The 5,799-nt window shown below is 60.9% G+C and carries 3 protein-coding genes; all 3 read left to right on the top strand.

Features of this window, described 5'->3' with window-relative positions; all coding sequences use genetic code 11:
• Positions 1 to 995, top strand: a 995-nt coding sequence (locus AB4Y86_RS10310) for a hypothetical protein (RefSeq protein WP_441402144.1), incomplete at its 5' end; no start/stop codon positions are given.
• The gene (locus tag AB4Y86_RS10305; RefSeq protein ID WP_441402143.1) at positions 992 to 2,692 is read left to right on the top strand and encodes an NERD domain-containing protein; all 1,701 of its coding nucleotides are present in this window, start codon (positions 992 to 994) and stop codon (positions 2,690 to 2,692) included. The genes AB4Y86_RS10310 and AB4Y86_RS10305, both read left to right, overlap by 4 nt.
• The coding region (locus tag AB4Y86_RS10300) for a helicase-related protein (RefSeq protein ID WP_441402142.1) at positions 2,689 to 5,799 on the top strand (3,111 nt) is incomplete at its 3' end. The genes AB4Y86_RS10305 and AB4Y86_RS10300, both read left to right, overlap by 4 nt.

Genomic DNA, 5,799 nt, shown 5'->3' with positions numbered 1-5,799 from the left:
AAGTGGAACAGGCGTTTGCGGTGGGGCCGCCGCGCTTTTTTAAGTCATCTCTCGTAACGGCGCCGCCCGCGAATGGGGTGAGTTTCCTTATGCCTGCATGGATTGGCGACCGCTCGCTTCCGGAGTCCGTGATCGCGCCATATGCCGACAATGCCATTCGAGTTGAATCGCGGACATTCACCGTAGGTGATTTAGGTGAACCCTCAGCGGAGGCGGTGGAGCCTGAGGTTGAGGAGGAGTTCCTTCCAATGCCCATTTGGGGTAACCGGCAGCTGGCTGATCGTGAGCCGAGCAGCGAGGAAGTGGTCGCACGGAAGGTGCTGCTCAGCGGTAGCCTGGCGATCTGGCTCGACGACGGGGACCGTATCCGTGCGCTGGACCCAAACCAGCCAAGCGGGGAACGAGTCGTCTATTGCGACCTACACGCAGTTCGGCCCGGCACGTATCTGTTGCTTCGACAAGGGGCGACGGAACAAGGCGTGTTGTATGCAGCCGCGCTGCGATTGCTTGGCGCCAAGAGGGAATCTGTCAGCGCTTCTCAGCATGCTTGGAAAGATGAGCTTTCCAGGCTCCTGACTTTGCGTGGCAAAAAGGCGGCTGTCGGTGAACTCCGACAACTAGGCGTGACCACGGCAGATCGCGCGCCGGCGTGGATGGCGCCGAACCTTGTCCGCCCGAACAGCGATCATGACTTTGAGATTCTGCTTACATGGCTAGGGATCCCAATCCAACCAACCTTCGGTTATGCGACCAAGCTGCGTCAGTTTATCCATCAGGCGATCGCCGAAGTGCGGGAAAAGTTGGAGGTTGCAGTCTCTGCGGTGGATCTGTCAGAGCTGGAACGCGAGGGGCACTTGAGCTTGGACGTTCAGGCGGACGGGTTCCGAGGCATCATCGCGACGCGAGTCCTCGCTATCTCGCCGCACCAGGTGATTGTTCCACGGCGTGATGCGAGGGTGCCGTTCGAAGATTGGGGTGCACGGTGGCTCGAATGATGCCGTCCTACCGGCCAGAGTCGGCGCCGCCCGGCGAGAAGGCGCTCTATGTAGCCCTTGCCTCGAGCCCAGATACCGAGGGCTGGATCGTTTTGCATTCGCTAGCCATCGCCGAGCACGTCCGCCAAGTAGAGGGCGAGGCTGACTTCGTCGTCATCGTGCCCGACCACGGGGTGCTCGTCATCGAAGTGAAGTCGCACCAGACCATCACCGTGCTCGATGACGGTCAGTGGAAGCTCGGTCACGACCGGCCGACTCCGCGGCATCCGTTCAAGCAGGCGAATGAAGCCATGCACAGCCTTCGAGGCTTCCTCGAGTCCAAGAACCTGGACTTGCGCTCGATTCCGCTACTGAGCTGTGCTTGGTTTACTGAAGTCCGCGCGCGGACAATGCTGCCGTCATCGACCGAGTGGCACGACTGGCAGGTGTTGGACTCCGAAGATCGACGCAAGGGTGTTCCGGCGGCGATCTTACGAACGCTCGAGGAGGGCAAGGCGCATCTCGATGCGAAAATTCAGTACTTCTCCTATGGAGGTGTCGGACCGGACCATGAGCTGACTGACCGGATCGCGTCGATCCTGCGCCCCCGTTTCGAGCTGGCGACAGTGGCCGGCGATCGAAGAAGAGTACGTGAGCAGGAGCTCATCAGCTTTATCGGGGAGCAGTACGAGGCGCTAGACGCCATGCAGGACAACCGCCGGGTCCTCTTCACCGGTCCGGCAGGCTCGGGTAAGACGCTCCTTGCGACCGAGGCAGCACGCAGGGAAGTGAGCATGGGTCGATCGGGGCGGTTGCTGTGTTTCAACCGGTTCCTGGGGCGACGCCTTGTCAGCGATATGGACGACCTCCCTGGGGTCACGGTTGGCACACTCCACAAGGAACTGTTGCGGATCGCCGGAGTGCAGCCGCACCCGGGAGCAGGGCAAGATTTCTGGGAGCGCGAGCTGCCGGACCGGGCGATGGAGGTGCTCCTGGAAGGTGGCGAGGGCCTGGTCAGGGACTTCTTAGTTGTCGATGAGACCCAGGACATCGTTCGCGAGCCCTACCTCGATGTGCTTGATCTGATGGTATCCGGTGGGCTTGAGGACGGGCGTCTGCTCCTTTTCGGCGACTTCGAGCGGCAAGCGATATTTGACGCGTCAGATGGGCGGGAGCTGCTGCGTAGCCGTGTGGGTCAGCTCACTACGCATCGGCTCATCACGAACTGTCGCAACCTGCCGAGGATTGGTTACCAAGTGAACACGTTCAGTAAGCTGCAACCCGGCTATCAGCGATTCCGGCGGCGGGACGACGGCTTCGATCCGTCCGTATTCACGTACAAGTCCGGCAGCGACCAGTCTGAGCAGCTGGTGAGCGCTGTACGTACCCTGCGCAACGATGGTTTTGAGCTGAACGAGATCGTGGTGCTGAGCCCTCTTGAGGGGAACTCTACTGCGAGCAGGACAACAGATACTTGGCTCCGCCAGGTGCTTCGACCAGCTGATGGCACCGCGTCGCGACCGGGACAACTGTCCTACAGCACGATCCAAGCGTTCAAGGGACTCGAGGCGCGGGCGGTGGTGGTTACCGATATCGACCGTCACACGATGCCGAACTTCGAATCGCTGCTGTATGTTGGCCTGACGCGGGCGACCGACAGGCTGTTCGCTTTGATCGAAGCCGGGACACTCAGGGCAGCACTGGGAGGAACAGTATGACTGGGCTGGAAGCGCGCGGTATCGTCGAGGCGGCAGTTCGACGCGAGTTATTTGGTCCTGTGGACACGGACTCGCCCCCCGGGACGCCACTCGATTGCTCCTCGGGGGTGCTGGCCTTCGAATCACAAGAAGCCAGCCGCGGTCAGTTTCATGAGATGACGACGCACCAGGAGATCCTCACGCGCTCGGATCCTCTCCGTCGCTATGGCATAGGTGTGCTACATAACGGCGCAGCACAGCGAGGTACAGCGATCTCGTCTCCCGGGACTTCCGACGGCGGTTCGCAGGATGACCCCGACCTTAGCTGGGTCGCTGGACTCGGAGGTACCGAGGAGCATCTCGACGCCCCGACTGTTGAGGTAAAGGGGCGACTTCGCCACGACGAGGCAGATTCCGACGACTTCGACCTCAGCGACGCCAATACCTTCAAGCCGTCAGCGATGGCAATCTCGTTCAAATGCCGCGTGCCGACAAACGGCTCCTTGAGTGTCACGGTAAAGGGCGCCTACTACGACAAGTTGAGCGTGCACATTCCGGGAGTGACCAAAGCCCGCGAGTGGTGGCTCCGTCGCCCGTTTGAACTCTCTGGCACGGTTCCGGGGCACGTGCTTCTAAATGAGAGCAATCGGCTCAAGAACGTTGATACGGCAAGTGGCGAAGAGCGACCGCGCGTTGCTCCGACTACACAGGTCTTCAGCCGGCCGGTTCCCGGAGAGGATGACCCTGAACTCCGACTCGTGACAGTGGCCGTTCTGAATCAAGCGCCAGGCACAGGTTCGGCCAGCGCCCTGTTCCAGATGGGCTTCACGGTTGCTGCCGCGGGTGGGCTCACGATCCAGGCCTACCACGACGTCGAGCAGCCGGACCGGGACGAGGAAGAACAATCTATCGATCTGCTGTACAGGAACAAGCGGACCTACGCGATTGGTCACGGCTGTGCTGCGGAGTGGAGCGAAGCCAACCACGAGGAAACGTCGTGGGTCCAGGCTGAACCGCTCCCTGTATATGAGGTCGTCAGCTTGACGCCGAACGTATACGTGACGGATGAGACGGGAAACAGAACGTCGGTCATGGTTAGCATGGCGTCGTTGGCTGAGGGAAGCGACGCAGGACGGGTGCAGGTTGAAACAGTCCTACGCCTCTATGATGTGTGGATCACCCAGCAGGAGGGTCTCATCCCCGAACTCTTGCCCCGCTTTCGGCCGGCCGCGACGAGGCACATGACGCTCTGTCGTGAGGCGCTGGCTAGGATGCGGGCCGGGTGGGATCTCGTGAACTCAAATCCGATCGCTGGTCGCGCCTTCCGGCTAATGAACGAAGCCATGCTCTACCAGCAGGTGCGATCGCGCTTCGAGCTTCGCGAAGTCGCCGCCGGGTCGGGTGGAATTCTGCGGGTGCAAGGTCCGCACCCGGAACCTGTTGTGAAGCCGGGGACGGGCAACTGGCGTCCCTTCCAGATCGCCTTCATCTTGGCTAGCTTGCCTGAACTCGTGGAGCCTTCGCGAGTCACCCGCGAGATAGTGGACCTGATCTTCTTTCCGACTGGTGGAGGTAAGACGGAGGCATACCTCGGCGCGTCGGCGATCAGCTTGCTTGCCCGGCGTCTGCGTAAGCCAGAGGATGCGGGCACAGACACGCTCATGCGTTACACGCTGCGGCTGCTAACAGCACAACAGTTTCTTCGCGCTGCGGCATTGGTCTGCGTTCTAGAGGACATCCGATCGAAGAATGCGGCGGATCTCGGCGAGACACGATTTAGTATTGGGATTTGGCTTGGTGGTTCCTCTACTCCGAATACCTGGAAGAGGGCCGTCGAGGTTCTGAGTCAGCTGAGGCGCGACCCGCAGACGCAGAATGAGTTTCTGCTACTCCGCTGTCCTTGGTGCGGGGCTCAGATGGGCACGAAACCGCGAGGGCGAAGTGGTCAGGACGTCATCGGCTATGAGCAAGTCGGGCAGAAGGTCATCTTTCGCTGTGTCGATTCGGTCTGTCTGTTCAGTGGGCGGAAGGGGTTGCCGGTGCATGTCGTCGACGACGACATCTACGAAACTCGCCCATCGATCGTCATCGGTACCGTCGACAAGTTCGCCATGATGGCTTGGCGCCCAGAGTCGAGACGACTGTTCGGCTTAGGCGATGACGGTAGCCGCCAGGTATCTCCGCCTGGCCTCATCATTCAGGACGAGCTCCATCTGATCTCCGGGCCGCTTGGCTCGATGGTCGGTCTATATGAACCTGTGATCGACGAGCTCTGCACCGATTATCGTGGCGGTGAGCCTGTGCCGCCCAAGATCATCGCATCGACGGCGACCATTCGGCGGTATGAAGATCAAATCCGGGGACTCTTCGGGCGCCAGCAGGTGGCACTCTTCCCGCCGCATGGGCTGGAAGAAGGACATTCGTTTTTCGCTGAACCTGCCACGCTCGACGATGGCTCGCTCGAGCCGGGACGCCGCTATCTCGGCGTCATGAGCTCCTCACTCGGGTCGATGCAGACTGTCCAAGTGCGAGTCGCAGCGGCAACCCTGCAGGCAGGTACCGAGATCCCCGAGCCCGACCGTGATGGTTACTGGACGAATGTCAACTTCCTCAACAGCCTGCGCGAGTTGGGCAACACCGTGTCGCTGCTGGAGTCGGACGTGCCTGACTACTTGACCGGACTGCGCTTCCGGGATGGTATCGAACCGCGTTGGCCGCGGGAGACGATGGAGCTCACCTCCCGGCGTCGAAGCGATGAGATCCCGAAGGCCATCGAGGTACTTCAGGCTCGCTACGGGTCCCCGAACTGTGTCGACATCTGCTTGGCATCAAACATCATCGAAGTCGGTGTCGATATCGACCGGCTCGGACTCATGACGATCGTTGGCCAGCCCAAGACGACGGCACAATACATCCAGGTCAGCGGTCGAGTCGGTCGTCGGGCGGACGTCAGTCCCGGGTTAGTTATTGCTATCTACGGCGCGGCGAAGCCGCGAGACCGAAGCCACTATGAGCGCTTTCGCACCTACCATCAACGGCTCTACGCGCAGGTCGAGCCAACGTCGGTGACGCCGTTTGCTGCGCCGGTGTTGCGTCGCGCACTCCATGCCGCTGCGGTGGCACACATC

The sequence above is a fragment of the Arthrobacter sp. 2YAF22_2 genome, from assembly GCF_052114645.1.
Classification (GTDB): domain Bacteria; phylum Actinomycetota; class Actinomycetes; order Actinomycetales; family Micrococcaceae; genus Arthrobacter.
Note: the sequence above shows the minus strand (reverse complement) of the source record. Positions and strands in the feature narration are given on the sequence as shown.